We start from the raw sequence: 17,399 nt of genomic DNA, 5'->3' as shown, positions 1-17,399 counted from the left end.
GACAGCGGGGACGAACCGCATCATGCTCGACGACGTGAGTTCTGCGCCCGCACGTGGCCTCGTCGGTCGGGGTGAGGTGCTGGACGCCCTCCTGCACCGGCTCGCCCTTGCGGGCGCAGACCCCAGCGCGCACTCCAGCGCCGACCCGAACGTCGACCCGAAGGCAGCCCCGGACGCAGACCCGGTCGCGCACGACACTTCCCACGCAACCTCCGTCATCGGCCTCGTGGGCGACCCGGGTGTCGGCAAGAGCGCCCTGCTGAGTCAGGTGGAAAGCCATGCCCGGGCGGCAGGTGACACCGTGCTCACGGCCCGCGGCAGCCATACCGAGACCCACCTTCCCTATGCGAGCCTGCACCAGCTCGTGCGGCCCACACTCGCCCGCATCGACGCACTCCCGGTCAACCAGCGTGAGGCGCTTCTGTCCTGCTTCGCGATGGGCACGTCCATCGAGGTGAACCCGTTCTTTGTCTCACTGGCCGTGCTCGAGCTCCTCGTCGAGACCGCTGCCCGGGCCCCGGTGCTGGTCAGCCTCGACGACCTGGGCCTGATGGACCAGCCGTCCCTGGAGGTGCTGTCCTTCGTCGCCCGCAGGGTGGAGGGAGAGGCCGTGCTCTTCATCTGCGCCTCGCGCGACCGGGTCCCCGACTTCGGCGACGACCGCACGGTGACGTGGTTGGAGGTGGGCCCCCTGACCGAGGACGAGTCGACGATCCTGCTCCGGGAGACCGCCCCGGAGCTCACCCTCGCCCTGCGCGAACGCGTCCTCCGCCAGTCCGTCGGCAACCCGCTCGCCCTGGTCGAGATCGCGACCGCGCTTCGGTCCGGCAGCCACGAGTGGCCGGACCTCGACGAGGACCTGCCCATGACCGACCGTCTCGAAGCCGCCTTCGTGGCACGCGCCGACCACCTGGGCGCTGGCACCCGCGCGGTCCTCGACGTCGCCGCCGTCGACGGTGGCGACGCCCTGCACGAGGCGCTCGCGGCGGCTGAGGTCGTCCACGGCGCGCCGCTGGGTAGATCCGATGTGCAGCCTGCCGTCGAGCTGGGACTGATCGAGGTGGCCGGCGACCGCTACCGGCTCACCCACCCGTTGATCGGCTCGGCTCTGCGGCACGCCATGCCCCTGGAGACCCGCCACCGCGCCCACGTAGCGCTCGCCACGGTGCTGCGGGCCGACCCAGACCGCGCGTTGTGGCACCGGGCGTCCTCGACGGTGGGGCCGGACGAGGACGTGGCCGCAGCCCTGGAACGCGCCGCCGGGGACGCCCGACGACGGGGGGCAGTGACCACGGCAGTCGCGCGGCTCGAGCGAGCGGCAGCCCTGAGCCAGGACGGCGCAGCCAGGGCGCGTCGACTCCTGGCGGCCGCTGAGCTCGAGTACGAGCTCGGCCGGTACGCCCGCGTCGAGCAGATCCGCACCCGGCTCGGGGCCATGCCCCTGTCGGTGAGCGACCGTTCGCGACTGACGTGGCTCGAGGGGGTCTTCCACGACGGGTCGTCGAGCGAACCCGCTGAGGTGCGGCGCCTCGTGGCCCTCGCGAGGCGGGTTACCAGCGAGCGGGAGTTCGACCTCGCCCTGCAGCTGCTCTTCGGTGCCGGCCGACGGGTGTGGTGGCGCGATCCCGGCGAGGAGGTGCGCCGCGACATCGTCCGTGCCGTGCGGGCGGTGCCGCTCGCTGCCGACGACCCACGGGTGCTGGCCGTGCTCGCGCTCGCCGACTCGCTCGCATCAGGGCCAGCGGTGCTCGCCCACCTCGAGGGTTGGCCCGCCGACGCGCGGGGTCGCCCCGACCTCGCCGGCCTGCTCGGCATCGCCGCCTTCGGCGTCGGGGACCACGAACGCGCCGCTGCATACCTGTCCACGGCCGCGGTCGAGCTGCGGGCCCACGGCCGGCTGAGCCTGTTGGCCGAGGTGCTGGCCATCCGCGCCTGGGCCGAGGTGAACCTCGGCATCTTCGACCCGTCGCGCTCGGCCGACGAGGCCATGCGCCTCGGCGACGAGACCGGCCAGGCGGTGTGGGCGGGGACCGCCCGCATCGCCGTGGCTCTCGCCGACGCCGTACGCGGCGACTGGGACCCCGACCACCCCCTCCTCGCCGCAGCCGAACGCACCGCCCTGGTCACCCCCAACGCCAGCTCCTCCCTGCTGGCGGGTGTGCAGCTGGTCAGGGGCATCGGCGAGCTCGGCCGGGCCCAGCCCGCGCAGGCGTATGCCGCGCTGCGCCGGACGTTCGTGCCGACCGACCCCGCCTTCCAGCAGGTCCAGCAGTTCTGGGCGCTGGGCTACCTCGCCGACGCCGCGGTCCCCACGGGGCGTCGCGAGGACGCGTCCGAGGTCGTGGACTCGATCACCGGACCAGCCGGTCCTGCTCCGTCGCCGGTCTCGACCGTGGCCGTGGAGTACGCCCGGGCCGTCCTCGCGGACGATGACGTCGCAGAAGAGCTCTTCGGCCTGGCGCTGGCCGGCGCGGCGAGGCGGCACCCGTGGCACCTGGCGCGGTTGCAGTTCGCGCAGGGGTCGTGGCTGCGTCGGCAACGACGCGTCGTCGAGTCCCGCGAGCCGCTGCGCGAGGCACGGGGGACGTTCGCGACCCTCGGCGCCGACGTCTGGGCGGCCCGCGCCGATGCCGAGCTGCGCGCCACCGGTGAGCAGGGATGGCGTCCGCTGTCCCGGCCGCGAGAGCACCTGTCGGTGCAGGAGAGACGGATCGCCGAGCTGGCCGCGCAGGGCCTGTCCAACCGCGACATCGGTGAGCGCCTGTTCCTCTCTCACCGGACCGTGAGCTCGCACCTCTACCGCATCTTCCCCAAGCTCGGCATCACGAGCCGTGGTCAGCTGACACGGGCGCTGGCCGGCGAGAGCCCGCTCGTCTGACCGCTGCGTTCAGTCGGATGACGCTAGCCGCGACGCCGACGAGGGCGAGCGGCCCTCACCGATGCAGCCGCCTGACCCAAGCCCCGCCCTGTCCACGGTTCCTAGCGTCGAAAGGCAGCCGGGAGCAGCCCGCCCGCGGCGCGGAGAAGGGGAGATGTCATGGCAACACCAGTGCTGTTCATCCACGGACTGTGGCTCCACGCCACGTCGTGGGAGGCGTGGGTCACGATGTTCGACGACGCCGGGTATGCCGCGCAGGCACCCGGGTGGCCGGGGGACGGTGCCACCGTGGAGGAGTCGCGGGAACACCCCGAGGCCATCGGGGACCACGGGATCGATGACGTCGTCACGCACTTCGCCTCGGTCATCGAGTCGCTGCCCGAGAAGCCGATCCTCATCGGTCACTCCTTCGGCGGGATGATCGCGCAGAAGCTGCTCGGCCAGGACTGCGCCCGCGCCGCGATCGCCATCGACGCGGCGCAGATCAAGGGTGTCCTGCCCGTGCCGCTCTCGGCGTTGCGCGCGACCCTGCCGGTCTTCAAGAACCCGGCCAACCGGCACCGCGCCGTCAGCCTCACACCCGAGCAGTTCCGTTTCGCGTTCGCGAACGCTGTCCCCGAGGCCGAGTCCGACGAGCTGCACCAGCGCTGGACGATCCCGGCTCCCGGCCGGCCGCTGTTCGAGGCGGCCACGGCGAACTTCGACCCGCACTCCCCGGCCAAGGTGCAGACCGACAACCAGTCGCGAGGACCCCTCCTGCTCATCGGCAGTGGCAAGGACAACACCGTGCCGGAGACCGTCACCCGGGCGACCCTGAAGCAGTACCGGCACTCCGAGGCCGTCACCGACATCGTCACCTTCGCCGACCGCGGTCACTCGCTGACCATCGACTCGGGATGGCGTGAGGTGGCCGAGACCTGCCTGCGGTGGCTCAAGGAGCAGGAGCTGTGAAGCTCGACCTGACCGGGAAGACCGCTGTGGTGACCGGAGCCAGCCGCGGCATCGGTCTCGCCGTGGCCCAGGCGCTCGTCCGCGAGGGGGCCAGCGTCGTCGCCGGGGCGCTGAGCGCCTCCGCCGAGCTCAACGCCCTGGCCGACGAGGGCGACCTCACGGTCGTCCTCGACGACCTCACCACCTCCGCCGGGTGCCAGGCCCTCGTGGACGCGGCCATCGACGCCCACGGCGGGATCGACGTGCTCGTCAACAACGTCGGCGGGGTGCGGCCGCGCACGACCGGGTTCCTCGACGTCAGCGACGCCGACTGGCAGTGGGCGCTGGACGTGAACCTGTTCTCCGCGGTGCGGGCGACAAGAGCTGCGGTGCCCCACCTGCTGGCGCGTGCGCCGTCGGCAGTGACCACGATCTGCTCTGTCAACGCTGCCCTGCCGGACCCCGGCGTCATCGACTACAGCGCGGCCAAGGCTGCCCTGCGCAGCTTCACCAAGTCGTTGTCCAAGGAGCTCGGACCGGCAGGAGTGCGCGTCAACACCGTCAGCCCCGGGCCGGTCGAGACGGCCCTGTGGCTGGGGGCGGGCGGCGTCGCCGAGACGGTGGCGAAGGCGCGCGGCCTGGACCCGGCGGCCGTGCAGCAGGCCGCCGTGGCCGGCACGCCGACCGGCCGGTTCACCCGTCCCGATGAGGTCGCCCACCTCGTCCTCTACCTGAGCTCTCCGCTTGCGGGCAACGTGACGGGCGCCGACGTGCTCATCGACGGAGGGATGGTCACGACGATCTGACCCGGGCGTCGCCCCGGTGCGGCACCATGGCGAGGCAATGGTGCCCGGTAGCAGTCGGGCGCCTCCTCGAAGCAGGGAGCACCCATGGCCAAGCAGCCCGATATGCGACCCCCGCTGCAGCGCGCGCTCGACGCCGCCGCAGGTATGAAGCCCGGCACGTGGGAGAGCGTCGAGACGCTGGCCGTGCTGGCGATCGAGGCCAAGGACCTCCCCGACGGTCCGCGTCTGCTGGCCGCGGCGCACGCCGCGGCCGACGGGGCCAAGCCCGGCACCTGGGAGAGCATCCGGGCCCTGGCATGGCTCGCGCGGGCCGACCGCGAGCACGGCGACACTCCCAGCTGAGCCCACTCCCACACCCGACCGCGGGCTCGACGACCCCGGACGCCAACACCCGAGAGAGGCCTAGGGTCGCAACCATGACCCACCCCGCCGAGCCGTACGTCGCCGAGGGCTTCGGCCCCGTCGCCGACGCGTTCCAGAGCAACTTCACCGATCCCGGCGACGGCGCCGCGGCCGTCACGGTCGTCCACAAAGGACAGACGGTCGTGGACCTCTGGGGCGGCACGGACGAGCTCAACCACCGGCTCATGCCCGCAGACGGACTGATGATGGTCGCCTCGTGCAGCAAAGGCGTCACCGCGACCGTGCTGGCCATGCTCGTCGAGCGCGGTGTCCTCGACCCCGAGGAACGCGTCGCGACCTGGTGGCCCGAGTTCGCAACGGCCGGCAAGGACCACGTGACCCTCGGCATGGTCGCCTCGCACACCGCCGGACTGCCCTACCCGCCGCTCGGCACCGGTCTCCAGGGCCTCGACCTGCACCGCGGCGAGGCGGTCACCCGAGCCCTGGCCGGCGCGACTCCCCTCTGGGAGCCGGGGACCGCGATGGCCTACCACCCGGTGACCTACGGGACGCTGCTCGAGGAGATCGTCAAGCGCGCCAGCGGCCAGTCCATCTCCCAGCACGTGCGTACCCTCATCACCGAACCCCTTGGTGTCGACCTCTGGATGGGACTGCCGCCCGAGCTCGTCTCCCGCGTGGTGCCCGGGCTCTGGGAGCAGCAGAGCCCCATGTCCCCCGACGACGGTTCAGCCCCGGAGCCGGGTTCCTATGCAGCGCAACGGCAGGCGTTCCTGCGCGAGAACCCGCCCATGGACCCCGACTTCGACGACACCGACGAGGTCCGCGAGCACTACGCCGCCGAACGTCCCGGCATCGGCGCCATCACCGACGCCCGTGCCCTCGCCACGATGTATGCCGCGGTGCTGGGTCCCGTGGACGGCGTCCAGCTCATCAGCGAGGACACCAGGCAAAGAGTGACCCAGCCGCGGACCGACGACGTCGAGACCCTCATCGAGAGCGGGACGGCCGGCCCCGACATCCGGTTCGGCCTCGGCTACCAGCTGGCCTCACCAAGCATGCCCGGCTTCGGCCCGACGTCGTTCGGGCACACGGGTGCTGGTGGCCGCCTCGGGATCGCGGACCCGGAGCACGAGGTCGGGTTCGGCTACGTCACCAGCCTGATGCGCAACATCGGCCCGGACGGCGACCCTCGCTGGAAGGCGCTCATCGACGCCATACGGGACTGTCTCTAGCCCAGGGGGCGGACGCGAGGGGTTGCCTGCACCTGGGCGGCGCGGATCGACCGGCCCGCCAGCGGTCCACCGAGGGCGGCGCTGACCCAGCAGACGTCGAACAGCCCTGCGCTCAGGGGGAAGAAGCTCCACACGCCAGCCGCCACTCCCCACCAGTGGTCGCGGAAGGCGACGGCGAAGCCGAGCCACGCGAGTCCGGCGACGAGCCGGAAGACCCGGCCGCGGTGGCTGTTGATCCACCGGGAGAACCTGGTCGCGTTGAACCGGTCGGCGCTCGTCATGCCTGTCTCCTTCGCTGAGGTGCTGACACACTCAGTCTCATGACCGTCACGCGGTCCGACCATGACGCAGATGCCGCCGGGGTTGACCGATCCGCCGCCCTCGCGGACGCGTTGGCGCAGATCCACCTGTCCGGCGCGATCTTCCTGCACAGCGAGTACACCGAGGCGTGGGCGTACGAGTCGATGTCCTCGCGCGAGGTCGCCGCGGTCCTGGCTCCGGATGCCGCGCGGCTGGTCCTCTTCCACGTCGTCCTCGCCGGCAGCTGCTGGATCGAGGCGGGGTCGCACAAGGTCTGGGCGGGCGAGGGTGACGTGATCGTCCTGCCCTACAACGACCAGCACCGGATGGGTGGACACGAGGCGGCCGAGCCGGTGTCCATCGCCCAGCTGATCGACCCGCCACCGTGGACCGCGCTGCCGCACATCGTCCACGGCACGGGCGGCGCACGCAGCGAGCTCGTGTGCGGCTTCCTCGCGTGCGACGACCGGCTGTTCGACCCGCGTTTGGGGGTCTTCCCACCCGTGTTCGTCGTGACGCCGCCCGAGGGTCCGGTGCGCTCGTGGGTCCGTGCGAGCAGCGACCTCGTCCTCCAGCAGACGAGCCAGACCGCGGACGACCGCCTCGCCGCGCCCACCGACATACCTCAGTTGCTGCTGAGGGAGGTGCTCAAGCTGCACCTGTCGAACGCGCCGGCCACCGCGACGGGTTGGCCGGCTGCCTTGCGCGACAACGTGATCGCGCCCGCGCTCGCCGCCATCCACGGCGATCCGGCCCGCCGGTGGACCCTCGCCGAGCTGGCGCGTGTGGCCACCGTGTCGTCCACGGTGCTCGACGAACGGTTCCGAGCCGTCCTCGGCCTCGCCCCGATCCGCTACCTCACCGGCTGGCGCATGCACGTCGCCGAGGACCTCCTGCGCACGACGACCCTGCCGGTCGCGACGGTCGCCCACCGGGTGGGGTACGACGCGGAGGAGGCGTTCAGCCGCGCCTTCAAGCGCTACCACGGCACGGCGCCGAGCACCTGGCGCGCGAGGTCGGGCGGAGCGCGGTGAGGTCGGGTCCGAGGAGGGGCACGGCCAGCCTCGCGGACGGCACCGCCGTCGAGTACGCGGTCACCGGACGCGGTCCGACCGTGGTCTACGTGCCGGGCTGGGTCTCCCACGTCGACCTCGGCTGGGCGGTCCCCGCCGAGCGGCGCTTCTACGAGGGGCTGGCGACCGGGCGCACCCTCGTGAGGTACGACCGGCCGGGGTGCGGGCTGTCCGGCCCCACCGACCGAACAGATGTCGCCGACCTCGAGCTGGAGGTCCTGGCTGCGGTGACCTCGGCCGTGGGGGCCGACCGCGTCGACCTGGTCGGCGCCTCGTTCGGTGCCCCACTGGCGGTGCGGTGGGCCGCCCGCAACCCGGCCTCCGTGGGACGACTGGTCCTGTATGGCGGGTGGGTCCACGGCGACCGGGTCGCCTCTCCCGCAGTCCGGCAGCACGTGCTCGGGCTCATCGCAGGCCACTGGGGCCTGGCGTCGGACGTGCTGACCGACCTCTTCGCCCCGGAGGCGGACGCCGGGTTCCGGGCCGTCTTCGCGCGGTACCAACGCGAGTCGGCCTCTGCTGCCATGGCCCACCAGCTCCTGGCCGCCTGCTACGCCATCGACGTGTCCGAGGACCTGGCGCGGATCACGGCGAGCACCACCGTGGTCCACCGCCAGGACGACCGCGCCGTACCCCTGGCCGAGGGCCGACAGCTGGCGGCCGGGATCGCCGGCTCGACCCTGACCGTGCTGCCCGGTCGCACCCACCTCCCCTTCGCCGGTGACACCCACGCGCTGCTGGGCGCCATCCGCGACGGGCTGGGACTACCCGCCCTCGACCGGGAGACGGGACCGCCGGCCCTGACGCCGCGACAGACCGAGGTGGCCGAGCTCGTGGCCCGTGGGTGGTCGAACCGGCAGATCGCGCAGGAGCTGGTGATCACCGAACGGTCCGCGGAGTCCCACGTCGAACGGATCCGCGCGCGGCTGGGCTTCCGCTCCCGGTCCCAGGTCGCCGCTTGGTACGTCGCGTCCCACCCACCCCGTGAGGCGGGAGGTCCGGTGGGGGCCGGGCTCTGAAACCCGACCGCGTGAGGTCGGGTGACCACCCAAGGTGCGGTGTTTCCACTGCTGACGGCGCAGGGGTCTCCCGGACACGCTGGCTCCATGACGACACAGCTCGACCACCCGGTCCTCGGACGCTTCAACTCCGCCTTCTTCCAGGTCATGGGTAGCTACCTCGACCAGCACATGCGCCAGCACAAGACAGAGGTCTTCGCCGACCTGCCCGACACGGTCGTGGAGCTGGGTCCGGGGGTCGGGGCCAACCTGCGCTACCTGCCGCCAGGGGCCCGGCTCATCGCCATCGAGCCCAACCGCCACATGCACGCGCGCCTGCGCAGGGCGGCGCGCACCCACGGCGTCGACCTCGAGGTCCGCAGCATCGTCGCCGAGAAGGTGGACCTGCCCGACGCCAGCGTCGACGCCGTCATCTCCAGCCTGGTGCTGTGCAGCGTGGGCGACCCGGAGGCGGTCCTGGGCGAGGTCCGGCGCATCCTGCGACCGGGTGGCCGGTTCAGCTTCGCCGAGCACGTCGTCGCCGAGCCTGGCACGGGGACGCGGACGGCACAGCGGCTGTTGCGTCGACCGTGGGCCTGGCTCTTCGAGGGGTGCTCCTGCGAGCGGGACCTCGCGGGGTTGATCCGGTCGGCCGGGTTCGGTCGGGTCGACCTGCAGACGTACCGGATCCACTCACCGTTCCTGCCGTTCAACACCCACATCGCGGGCACGGCCGTCACCGCGGACGGGAACGCCCCGGCCTAGCCGTCGAGGTGCAGGACGAAATCGTCGAAGACGTGGCGTCCGGGTCGGTCGCCCACCTCCGCCACCGCCCGCTGGACGTCACGGAGCTGGTCGACGGTCATCTCCAGCGGCGGCTCGTCCGGCTGGAAAGTCGTGCGGATCGGGTAGTCGACACCCGGCGTGGTGCTCATCTCGATGTGGCAGCCGACCACGTGGCTCACCGGGTGGGTGTCGGCGAATGTGAGGAGCCGGTCGATGGTCTGCGCGAAGGCGACCCGGTCCTCGACGTAGAGCCTCCCCGGATAGACCGTGTCGCCGGTCAGGAGGAATCCCGTCCGGGCGTCGAAGTACGTCACCGCTGCCGCGTCGTGGCCCGGGCTCGCGAGGCAGTTGACCACCCGATCACCGAGGTCGAGCCGGGCCGAGTGGTCCAGGTCCGACGTCAGCGCGAGGAAGCCGTAGATCGACTCGCGGTCGGCGTCGACCACCGTGGTGTCGGGACGGTCGGCGAACTGGCCGTCCCCCGCGACGTGGTCACCGTGCGAGTGGGTGTGCAGGACCAGCAGCTCGTACCCGGGACGCGGATGGCGTTGCAGCCACTGGTCCACGAGCGCATCGACCGTGTCGCGCAACGGAAACAGCGCGGCCTCGGCCGTCGCGCCGGTGTCCAGCAGCAGGGCGCGCTCACGGCCGAACAGCAGGAACAGGAACGGCGCCTCGTAGTTGATCGCCTTGTTCTGCCGCAGGACCACCGTGGCGTCGTCGTGCCAGTGGACCTGCAGGTCGGGGTCGGCGTTGTGCTTCGCCGACTCAGACCCGTGGATCCAACGGACCTGCAACGGATCGGGGTGGTCCACAGCGGCAGACGATCAGGAGTAGGTGGGGCGGCCCTCGGCGTCGGGGTCGGCGTGGTCGGGGACGGAGGGGCGGTGGGCCGCGGCGGTCGCGTCCTCCTCGCCATACAGGAGCTGGTCCTTGTCGGTGATGATCGACAGCGGGGCCCCGCTGGACTCGGTGAGCTGCTCACCGAGTCGGTCGTAGGAGGTGGGCGGCAGCTGGACGCCGCCGGCCTCGAGGGCCTCCTTGAGGCGCGAGGCGAGGTCCGACGGGGAGGCGCCGTCGTCGGCCGCCTCGCCGAGGGCGACGACGGTGCGGACGTAGTGGTCGAGCTGTTCGGGGCTCAGCGACTCCACGAACGGCGTGCTCAGGGTGATCGTGAGACCACGGTCCGGGGTGTGGCCGACCGGCACCTGTTCAGTCATGCCTCCGACCCTAGCCGCGGCCGCCCGGACATGCCTCGGCGAGCGTGGGGCGGCGGTGGCAGGATGGCGGCCATGAACATCCCCCAGGTGTCCGTGTCCGAAGTCGCCGACGACGCCGTCATGCTCGACGTCCGTGAGCAGGACGAGTGGGACGCCGGCCACGCCCCGGGCGCCGTGCACATCCCGCTGGGTGACCTCCCCGCCCGCCTCGACGAGCTGCCCGACACCGACGCCGGGACCCTCGCCGTCACCTGTCGCGGCGGTGGCCGCTCGGCCCGCGCCGTGGCCTGGCTGTCGCAGCAGGGCTTCGACGTGGCGAACGTGGACGGCGGCATGAAGGCCTGGGAGGCGGCCGGCAAGCCCCTGACCGCCGACTCCGGCACCGCGTCGGTCAAGTAGCCGACGATGGCCTGGTTCGGTCGCCGCAAGGACTCGGACACCGAGCCGGAGCCCGTGGAGGAGCTCGAGCTCGCCTCGGCCGGTGACCAGCTCGTCGACGACGGCGAGTCGCTGCGGCCGATCGTCAAGGGCCTCGGCCCCGACGAGAAGGCCCGCATCGACTCCGCACTCGCGGAGCTCGAGGCGGAGGGTGTGGACGTCGACGACCTCTCCTCCCTGAGCGAGGGCCTCGACAAGGCGTATGCCGCGTGGGCATCCGGCGACGAGGACAGCCGGCCCGACCACGCCGCCATCGTCGAGCGGTACGCCATCGGCATCGGCTCCCACCTCGACCGCAAGACCGACCTCGACTGGCAGGTGGTCACCGACGTGTTCGGCACCGACCTGTCGCTGACCGAGGGGTTCAAGGGGTCGTTCGTCGTCGTGCCGCACAACCTCGTGGCAGGACGGTGGATGCGGGGCGAGACCGGCTGGATCCCCGCGGTCGTCGGCCACATCATCCGCCGCCGCACCCGCCGCTGACGGAAGAAGCAACTGGAGCGGCATCGCAGTCGGAGGGCAGGCGCGGGCCGGGGCACGCGGCACACGACACCGGCTCTCAGGCCAGGGACGTGAACCAGAGCATCGCGACACCGGTGACGACGAGGATCCCGGAGAGCGGGGCCGCCGCGCCGACGCCGGCGAGGGCGGTGGCCACGGCGGCGACCGTCAGCAGGGCGCCGATCCCCTGGAAGACGAGCGCCAGGGTCCGCCTGCGCAGGCCCACCGTGTGGGTCTGCCCCGCCGACACGGACCACACGGCCATTCCGAGCGCGAGGGTGAGTGCGCGTTCGGAGTGGGTGGCGAGGTTGACGGCGACGCAGACGAGCGCGCCCGTGACATAGGCGAGGAATGCGTACGTCGCGTACTTCGCATCGCGCGGCAGGAGGTTGCGGGCGAACCTGCTGCAGAGCAGGACCGTGTTCATGATCGGCTCGAGCGTCCACGTGAGGACCACCACGGCGACCACGAGGATCAGCGCGACGCGTGCCCACAGGTGGTCGTTGAGCGGTCCGAGGATCCGGGTGGCGAGGTAGGGCGCGAACAGCAGCGCCCAGCGCGCGCCACCGGGCAGCCCGCGCTGCCACTCACTGAAGCGCAGCAGCCACCCGTACAACGGGTTGCGCGTCTTCATCGACAGGGCAAGGCCGTCGCGGTACTCCGCGTCGCTCGGGTCGAGTCGCAGGGCTTGCTGATGGGCAGCCACGGCGTCGCGGCCCCCACCGCGACGCAGTGACAGCAGACCGCGGATGCGGTGCCCTTCGGAGTTGTTGGGGTTGAGCCGCAGCGCCTCTGCGACGGCCGTCTGCGCCTCGTCGTACCGGCGAACGTTGTAGAGCGCAGCCGCGTGCAGGGCGACGATGTCGGAGTCCTCGGGATCGAGTGCGCGGGCGCGCTCGAGGCTGGCTAGCGCCTCGCCTGACCGCTCCTGCGCGATGAGGATGGCGCCTTCCTGACGGTGCAGGTCCGCGAAGTCCGGCGCGATCTGGAGGCCGCGGCGGATGGGACGCATCGCGCCGTGGAAGTCCTTCTGCCCGGCAAGGGCTGCGCTGAGCAGCAGCATCCCGCCCAGGTGCTGGGGGTTGGCCGCGAGGCCGGCCTTCGCCGCCTCGCCGGCCTCCACGAACCGCTGCTGCTGGTGCAGCGCGTGCGCCAGGTAGATCTGGAGGTCCGAGGACCCCGGATCCTGCGCGAGGGCCCTACGGAAAAACGGCTCCGCGTCTTTGCCGCGACCCAGCTCCAAGAGGGTGCGCCCTCGATGGACGGCTCCCGCGGCCGTGGCTGCCTGGTCGACGTCGTCGGTCATCGCTCCCCCTCGTCCGAAACCGTGCGCTCGCCAAGGTACTGGAGCAGTGCCCGTTTCGGCCGGAAAATCCCTGTGTTCGGGTAGCGTTCCGGCCGTGGCGATGGATCCCGTGATCGAGGCACTGCGAGCGGCCCTGGCGGCAGATCCGGACAACCACTCCGTCCGCTCCCACCTGGCCGGCCTGCTGCTGGACGACGGGCGCGCGCAGGAGGCCCTTGTCGAAGCGGCGCGCGTCCTCGCGTCCCGCCCCGACGACGTCGGCGCGTTGCGCACCGCCGCGGCCGCCGCGCGGGACAGCGGTGAGGAGGTGAGGGGCGCTGCATATCAACGGCTTGCGGATGCCCTCGACCCCACCGGTATGGCGCCCGAGCCCCCGCCCCGACCGAGTCCGGCCCCCCGCGCCGAGTCGCCCGACGGCACAACCCGCGCCGCGGGTGCGGCCCGGGCGGACGAGCCGTCCGGTGACGGAGGCGCCTTCGCGATGGCCGTCCCGGACACGGCCGACGAGCTCTTCGAGGGATGGAGCGACACCGACGCCGCGGCCGAGCCCGAGCTGGGGACGCTGAGCCGGGCAGGGATCACGCTCGCGGACGTCGGCGGGCTGGCCGACGTCAAGAAGCGGCTCGAGCTCTCGTTCCTCACGCCCATGCGCAACCCCGAGCTGCGGCTCCAGTTCGGCAAGTCCCTGCGCGGCGGGCTGTTGCTCTGGGGGCCGCCCGGCTGTGGCAAGACGTTCATCGCGCGGGCGCTCGCCGGCGAGCTCGGAGCGAACTTCTACGAGGTCGGGCTCTCCGACGTCCTCGACATGTACATCGGCAGCAGCGAGCGCAACCTGCGCAGCATCTTCGACGCGGCCAGGCGAAACCGACCGTGCCTGCTGTTCTTCGACGAGATCGATGCCCTCGGCCAGAAACGGTCGCAGCTGAGGCACAGCGGAGCCATGCGAGGCGTCGTCAACCAGATGTTGTCCGAGCTCGACGGTGCCTCGACCGACAACGAGGGACTGTTCGTCCTGGCGGCGAGCAACCACCCGTGGGACATCGACTCCGCTCTGCTGAGACCCGGCCGGTTCGACCGCACGGTGCTCGTGCTGCCGCCCGACGAGGCGGCCCGCGAGTCGATCCTGTCCTTTCACCTGCGGGGCCGCCCGGCCGAACGCCTCGACCTGCGCAAGCTGGCCAAGGCGACCGATGGGTACTCCGGTGCCGACCTCGCCCTCGTCTGCGAGCAGGCCACCGAGCAGGCGATGGAGGCGTCGATGACCTCGGGCCGTGTCCAGCCGATCACGCAGTCGCAGCTGGTCGAGGCGGCCAGGTCGGTGCGGCCCAGCATCGGCGAGTGGATGGAGACGGCCCGCAACTACGCTCTCTACGGCAACGACAGCGGCGCCTACGACGAGCTCGCGGCCTACCTCAAGCGCCGTCGCCGGTAGTCCGACGACGGCGCAGGGCCATGGCGGCCGCCGCTGACTCGAGCGATAGGCGCGGCAGCGTCATACGAGATCAGGCGCGGACGAGATCAGGCGCGGAAGCGCGAGAACACGCGGTACATGAACTCGGTTCCTTTCTCCAGCGCCTCGACGAAGATGCGTTCGTCGTTGCCGTGCATGCCGATCAGCTGTTCGTTGCTGATGACGTAGGGGTAGACGCCGTACCCGGGGATCCCCTTCTCGCGCCACGGTCCCAGGCTGGTCCCCGCCTCGAACAGCGCGGGCGAGAACCGCGCGCCAGGGTAGGTCTGCACGGACGACTGCTTGATCGCCTTGTAGAGCGGGGTGTCGAGGTCGGCCGGCTTCGTCGCCCACGTGGTGTCGAGGATCGCGAGCTGCTCCTCCTCCGAAACCCCCTCTGGCGCAACGACCTTCACCTCGATGTCACGCCCCTTGAGCCGCTTGCGCAGGTCGGCGACGAACTCGCGTGGCTTCTGTCCACCGGGAATGCCGCGGCAGTTGACGCGCACGTGCGCCTCCGACGGGATGACGTTCTCCTTGTACCCCGCGTCCTCGATGACGTACGCCGAGGTCGTCCGCAGCAGCGCGCTGTGCAGGTACGGGTAGTCCGACCCCTTCACCACGAGCGCCGCCGCCCGATCGAGCGAGCGCTGGCTGTGCGCCTTGAGCATGAGCCGTATGGCGCGCTCCCACCTGCGGTCGTCCGTGGCGTCCGCGAGGGCGCCGAAGTACTCACGCGTCACCGGGGTGAGGTGGACCGGGGCCAGGTAGTCACCGATCTCGGCGACGGCCCGCGACAGGCTGACGATCGCGTTGTCGGGGATCGGCTTGGAGGAGTGCGTCGCCGTGCCGTCGGCGTAGAGGTCGAGGTTGAAGTAGACCTTGTCCTGGCGGGTGACGCTGATGAGCATCGGGGTGGTCTTGTCGGACTGCGCGATGAACCAGCCACCCTCGGTCAGCACCATGCCGGCGTCGAGCTTGTCCCAGTGGTTCTTGGCGAGCCATCCGGAGCCGTAGCTGCCCGCCTCCTCGTCGCAGTCGGTGAGCACGATGATGTCGCGGTCGAACTTCGCGCCCTCGCTGACATGGCGCAGCAGCGCACTGATCGAGGCCGCGTTCGCACCCTTCATGTCGAGCGCGCCGCGGCCGTAGATCTCGCCCTTCTTCACCGTGCCCGCGAACGGGTCGACACTCCAGTTCTCCTTCTCCACCGGCACGACGTCGGAGTGACCGAGGAGCAGCAGTGGCTTGGCGGTCGACGAGGTTCCCTTGATCCGGGCGATGAGGTGGACGTTGTCCGGCTGCGGCGTCGGGATGATCTCGGCGGGGACGCCCGCAGCGTCCCAGACGCTCTTGAGCCACTCGGCGTGTGCGCGGGTCTTGCCGCCCTGGCCGAAGTTCTGGGTGTCGAACGAGAGCATCTTCGTGAGCATGGCCAGGGGGTCGCCACCGGCCTCGGCGGCCGCGGCACGGGCGGCAGCCGGGGCGGGCGCGGCGCCGGGCGATGCGGTGGCGGGTCCGCTGCGCGTCAAGGCTGTCGTACCGACGCCTGCCGCGGTCAGGGCGGCGACGCCGGTGACGAACGTGCGGCGGTTGACGGCGGGGGTGGGCCCGGTGGATGTGGTGGGCGTGGTGCGGTCTTGGGTCATGGGGGTTCCTCGATTCACGACGGTGTGATGCGTGGACATTTGCCACCTTTCTCCCGTATGCCGTGAATTTCCTGCCCCCCGCTTCGGTGTGCGGCGAGCGGTAGGCCCAGAGGTGCGAGCGGTGTCGATCGCGAGGTATCCGTCAGTATTGGAACGGCACTAGAAACCGCCATACGCAGGCATCGCGCGCGACACGATCGGCGTGTATCCGCGCCTCTCGGGATATCCCTAGACACACCCATACCCTGCGATCGTGGACCCGATTCGTAACCCCTACGCCCCCGGCGCCGGCCAGCGCCCACCCGAGCTGGCGGGGCGCGACGAGCAGCTCCAGGCGTTCGACATCGTGCTGGAGCGGATCGCGCGCGGCCGGCCCGAACGTTCCATCGTGCTCACCGGACTGCGTGGCGTCGGCAAGACGGTGCTGCTCAACGCGCTGCGCTCGGCCGCGGTCCGCGCGCACTGGGGCACCGGCAAGCTCGAGGCACGCCCCGACCAGGGCCTGCGTCGCCCATTGTCGGCCGCGCTGCACGTCGCGGTCCGCGAGCTGGGTCACCCTCAGGGCGACGACGTCGACCACGTGCTCGGCGTGATCAAGGCGTTCGCCCAGCGCGACTCCGCTCCCGGCGCCAAGCTCCGCGAGAAGTGGAACCCCGGCATCGACGCCCCTGCCGTCACGGGCCGCGCCGACTCCGGTGACATCGAGATCGACCTCGTCGAGCTGCTCACCGACGTGGGCGGGCTCGCCGCTGACGTTGGCAAGGGCGTCGCGATCTTCGTCGACGAGATGCAGGACCTCACTCCCGAGGACGTCTCCGCGGTCTGCGCCGCCTGCCACGAGATCTCGCAGTCAGGCCTGCCGGTGATCGTCGTCGGCGCCGGCCTCCCGCACCTGCCTGCGGTCCTGTCCGCGTCGAAGTCCTACTCCGAGCGCCTCTTCCGGTACCAGCGCATCGACCGGCTCGACCGCAGCGCGGCCGACCTCGCGCTCGTCGCGCCCGCCGAGGACGAGGGCGCCGACTTCACCCCCGAGGCCCTCGAGGCGATGTATGCCGCGACGGCCGGGTACCCGTACTTCGTCCAGGCGTACGGCAAGGTCGCCTGGGACGTCGCCCCGCGCACGCCGATCACCGTCGAGGACATCAAGGTCGCGGCGCCCGAGGCGGAGGCAGAGCTGGCGGTCGGGTTCTTCGGGTCGCGGTTCGAGCGGGCCACGCCGGCCGAGCGGGAGTACCTGCGGGCCATGGCCGATGCCGCGGTGGCGATGGTCGAGTCTGGGGAAGAGGTCGACGAGACCGAGTCGGTGCCGACCTCGGCGGTCGCGACCCTGCTCGACCGCAAGCCGCAGTCGCTGTCGCCGGCGCGGGACGCCCTGCTCAAGAAGGGGCTGATCTACTCAGGCGAGCGTGGCCGGATCGCGTTCACCGTCCCCCACTTCGGCCGCTACCTGCGCGCCACCGGCTGAGCGA

General features: G+C 71.6%; 17 protein-coding genes. 12 read left to right on the top strand and 5 right to left on the bottom strand.

The features are described 5' to 3' along the window. The first annotated feature begins 34 nt into the window (after positions 1-34). The 5 genes from ACYVKF_RS09330 to ACYVKF_RS09310 all read left to right on the top strand — a co-directional run bounded on the left by ACYVKF_RS09330 (position 35) and on the right by ACYVKF_RS09310 (position 6,209). On the top strand, positions 35-2,878 hold the full coding sequence (locus ACYVKF_RS09330; RefSeq protein ID WP_460966234.1) for a helix-turn-helix transcriptional regulator: 2,844 nt from the start codon (positions 35-37) through the stop codon (positions 2,876-2,878). 159 nt (positions 2,879-3,037) lie between these two features. Continuing rightward, positions 3,038-3,829 carry an alpha/beta hydrolase gene (locus ACYVKF_RS09325; protein ID WP_460966233.1) on the top strand — a complete coding sequence of 264 codons (792 nt, stop codon included), beginning with the start codon at positions 3,038-3,040 and terminating at the stop codon, positions 3,827-3,829. Beyond that, complete coding sequence (locus ACYVKF_RS09320; protein ID WP_460966232.1) at positions 3,826-4,614, top strand: SDR family NAD(P)-dependent oxidoreductase; 789 nt, start codon at positions 3,826-3,828, stop codon at positions 4,612-4,614. Before ACYVKF_RS09325 ends, ACYVKF_RS09320 begins: the two co-directional genes overlap by 4 nt. A gap of 102 nt (positions 4,615-4,716) precedes the next feature. Beyond that, complete coding sequence (locus ACYVKF_RS09315) at positions 4,717-4,956, top strand: hypothetical protein (protein WP_460966231.1); 240 nt, start codon at positions 4,717-4,719, stop codon at positions 4,954-4,956. A 74-nt stretch (positions 4,957-5,030) separates the two neighbouring features. Then, on the top strand, positions 5,031-6,209 hold the full coding sequence (locus tag ACYVKF_RS09310; protein ID WP_460966230.1) for a serine hydrolase domain-containing protein: 1,179 nt from the start codon (positions 5,031-5,033) through the stop codon (positions 6,207-6,209). Here ACYVKF_RS09310 and ACYVKF_RS09305 read toward each other — a convergent pair. Then, positions 6,206-6,490, bottom strand: a complete 285-nt coding sequence (locus tag ACYVKF_RS09305) for a hypothetical protein (protein WP_460966229.1) — start codon at positions 6,488-6,490, stop codon at positions 6,206-6,208. The two genes, ACYVKF_RS09310 and ACYVKF_RS09305, sit on opposite strands and share 4 nt — an antisense overlap. Positions 6,491-6,529: 39 nt before the next feature. On the opposite strand from ACYVKF_RS09305, the gene ACYVKF_RS09300 reads away from it, so the two are divergent. The 3 genes from ACYVKF_RS09300 to ACYVKF_RS09290 all read left to right on the top strand — a co-directional run bounded on the left by ACYVKF_RS09300 (position 6,530) and on the right by ACYVKF_RS09290 (position 9,345). Next, positions 6,530-7,543 (top strand): AraC family transcriptional regulator, encoded by a 1,014-nt coding sequence (locus tag ACYVKF_RS09300; RefSeq protein WP_460966228.1) that lies wholly within the window; start codon positions 6,530-6,532, stop codon positions 7,541-7,543. Then, positions 7,540-8,601 (top strand): alpha/beta fold hydrolase, encoded by a 1,062-nt coding sequence (locus ACYVKF_RS09295; RefSeq protein ID WP_460966227.1) that lies wholly within the window; start codon positions 7,540-7,542, stop codon positions 8,599-8,601. Before ACYVKF_RS09300 ends, ACYVKF_RS09295 begins: the two co-directional genes overlap by 4 nt. An 87-nt stretch (positions 8,602-8,688) precedes the next feature. Further along, positions 8,689-9,345: a class I SAM-dependent methyltransferase gene (locus ACYVKF_RS09290; RefSeq protein WP_460966226.1), complete on the top strand. Its 657-nt coding sequence runs from the start codon at positions 8,689-8,691 to the stop codon at positions 9,343-9,345. On the opposite strand, the gene ACYVKF_RS09285 is transcribed toward ACYVKF_RS09290, so the two are convergent. Both ACYVKF_RS09285 and ACYVKF_RS09280 read right to left on the bottom strand, forming a co-directional pair. Continuing rightward, on the bottom strand, positions 9,342-10,181 hold the full coding sequence (locus tag ACYVKF_RS09285; protein ID WP_460966225.1) for an MBL fold metallo-hydrolase: 840 nt from the start codon (positions 10,179-10,181) through the stop codon (positions 9,342-9,344). The genes ACYVKF_RS09290 and ACYVKF_RS09285 overlap by 4 nt on opposite strands. Positions 10,182-10,193: 12 nt before the next feature. Further along, positions 10,194-10,586 carry a hypothetical protein gene (locus ACYVKF_RS09280; RefSeq protein WP_056916017.1) on the bottom strand — a complete coding sequence of 131 codons (393 nt, stop codon included), beginning with the start codon at positions 10,584-10,586 and terminating at the stop codon, positions 10,194-10,196. Positions 10,587-10,658: 72 nt separating this feature from the next. Between ACYVKF_RS09280 and ACYVKF_RS09275 the strand changes: the two genes are divergently transcribed. Both ACYVKF_RS09275 and ACYVKF_RS09270 read left to right on the top strand, forming a co-directional pair. Further along, a complete protein-coding gene (locus ACYVKF_RS09275; RefSeq protein ID WP_056916016.1) occupies positions 10,659-10,985 on the top strand; it encodes a rhodanese-like domain-containing protein in 327 nt (108 codons plus the stop codon). Positions 10,986-10,991: 6 nt separating this feature from the next. After that, a complete protein-coding gene (locus tag ACYVKF_RS09270; RefSeq protein WP_460966224.1) occupies positions 10,992-11,507 on the top strand; it encodes a DUF3806 domain-containing protein in 516 nt (171 codons plus the stop codon). 76 nt (positions 11,508-11,583) lie between these two features. Here the strand turns inward: ACYVKF_RS09270 and ACYVKF_RS09265 are convergent, their stop codons facing one another. Further along, a complete protein-coding gene (locus ACYVKF_RS09265; RefSeq protein WP_460966223.1) occupies positions 11,584-12,831 on the bottom strand; it encodes a tetratricopeptide repeat protein in 1,248 nt (415 codons plus the stop codon). A 100-nt stretch (positions 12,832-12,931) separates the two neighbouring features. On the opposite strand from ACYVKF_RS09265, the gene ACYVKF_RS09260 reads away from it, so the two are divergent. Next, positions 12,932-14,263: an ATP-binding protein gene (locus ACYVKF_RS09260; RefSeq protein WP_460966917.1), complete on the top strand. Its 1,332-nt coding sequence runs from the start codon at positions 12,932-12,934 to the stop codon at positions 14,261-14,263. 86 nt (positions 14,264-14,349) lie between these two features. On the opposite strand, the gene ACYVKF_RS09255 is transcribed toward ACYVKF_RS09260, so the two are convergent. Continuing rightward, on the bottom strand, positions 14,350-15,930 hold the full coding sequence (locus tag ACYVKF_RS09255) for a M20/M25/M40 family metallo-hydrolase (RefSeq protein WP_460966222.1): 1,581 nt from the start codon (positions 15,928-15,930) through the stop codon (positions 14,350-14,352). Positions 15,931-16,183: 253 nt separating this feature from the next. On the opposite strand from ACYVKF_RS09255, the gene ACYVKF_RS09250 reads away from it, so the two are divergent. Next, a complete protein-coding gene (locus ACYVKF_RS09250; protein ID WP_056920144.1) occupies positions 16,184-17,395 on the top strand; it encodes an ATP-binding protein in 1,212 nt (403 codons plus the stop codon). The last annotated feature ends 4 nt before the right edge of the window (positions 17,396-17,399 follow it).

The sequence above is a fragment of the Pedococcus soli genome, from assembly GCF_054782575.1.
This window is presented reverse-complemented; position numbering and strand designations above follow the sequence as displayed.